2 protein-coding genes are annotated in these 1,056 nt (G+C 71.5%); one reads left to right on the top strand and one right to left on the bottom strand.

Annotated features, from left to right (window positions below):
• Positions 1-763, bottom strand: a 763-nt coding sequence (locus tag KMS84_RS38580; protein ID WP_256921219.1) for a hypothetical protein, incomplete at its 3' end; no start/stop codon positions are given.
• 86 nt (positions 764-849) lie between these two features.
• Here KMS84_RS38580 and KMS84_RS38575 point away from each other — a divergent pair.
• A partial coding sequence (locus KMS84_RS38575; protein ID WP_256921218.1) for a chorismate mutase occupies positions 850-1,056 on the top strand: 207 nt, incomplete at its 3' end.

Genomic DNA, 1,056 nt, shown 5'->3' with positions numbered 1-1,056 from the left:
GCCCAAGCCCCGGCCCGAGCCCATGACCCGGACCCGACCCGTGCCCCTGCGCCACACGGCGATCCCGCGCGTACCGCCGCCGCCCCGCCCACCCCGCCGCCGTCAACGGCGGCTGCCGCTCGTCCCGACGGGCCCGCTCCACCCCCCGCTCGTACGCCGCGTACGCCTGCGCACTGGTGAACCACACCGACGGATCCTCACCGAACGCCAGCGACCGCTTCGCCAGCACGTACCCGAACTCCTCCGGCGTGAGATACCCCAGCTTCTGCGACGACACCCCGTCCTCCCGGTACGCGTCCAGCAGCAGCCACCCCGCACCCAGATACGTCGTCGCCGTGTCCGTGAGGATCTCGTTGTCCCGCGTCCCCGGGAACGACAGATCCACCCGGTGCAGATACACGTGCATGATCTCGTGCGCCAGAGCCGCCCCGATGTCCCGCCGGTGCCCCCGGAAACGGTCGTTCAGCTCCACGAAGTACTCCGGCCCCGCCGTCAGCTCCACGTTCGCCGCATGCCGCATCTCACGGAACGCCACGATCATCCGCGCGTCCGGCAACCGGAAATGCCGCACCAGCTCACGCGCCACCCGCTGCGTCCCCAGATGCAGGTCGTCCGTGTCGCAGAACGCCACATCGGCCGGCGGCACACTCGTCGCGAACTGCCGGACGGTGTCGTACGACAACCGCCGGTACAACGCCGTCACCGCGGCCCGCACCGTCTCCAGATGCGGAAAACCGTGCTCCACCGGCCCGCCGTCGGCCACGCCACCACCCCCAGGACGCGTGCACCCGATTCCACTGTACGGGCACCCCCGTACCCCCGCGCGGACATGCCCTAGGGTGATCGCCCATGACCACCAGCAACACCCCCACCAGCGACACCCCCGGACCCGGCGACGCCCCCCGCCCCACCGCCGTCGACCCCGCCGTCCGCGAAGAACTCGCCCGGCTGCGCGACAGCATCGACAACATCGACGCCGCCGTCGTCCACATGCTCGCCGAACGCTTCAAGGCCACCCAGCAGGTCGGCCACCTCAAGGCCCGCCACCACCTGCCC

The organism is Streptomyces hilarionis (genome assembly GCF_024539675.1).
Lineage (GTDB): Bacteria > Actinomycetota > Actinomycetes > Streptomycetales > Streptomycetaceae > Streptomyces > Streptomyces hilarionis.
Note: the sequence above shows the minus strand (reverse complement) of the source record. Positions and strands in the feature narration are given on the sequence as shown.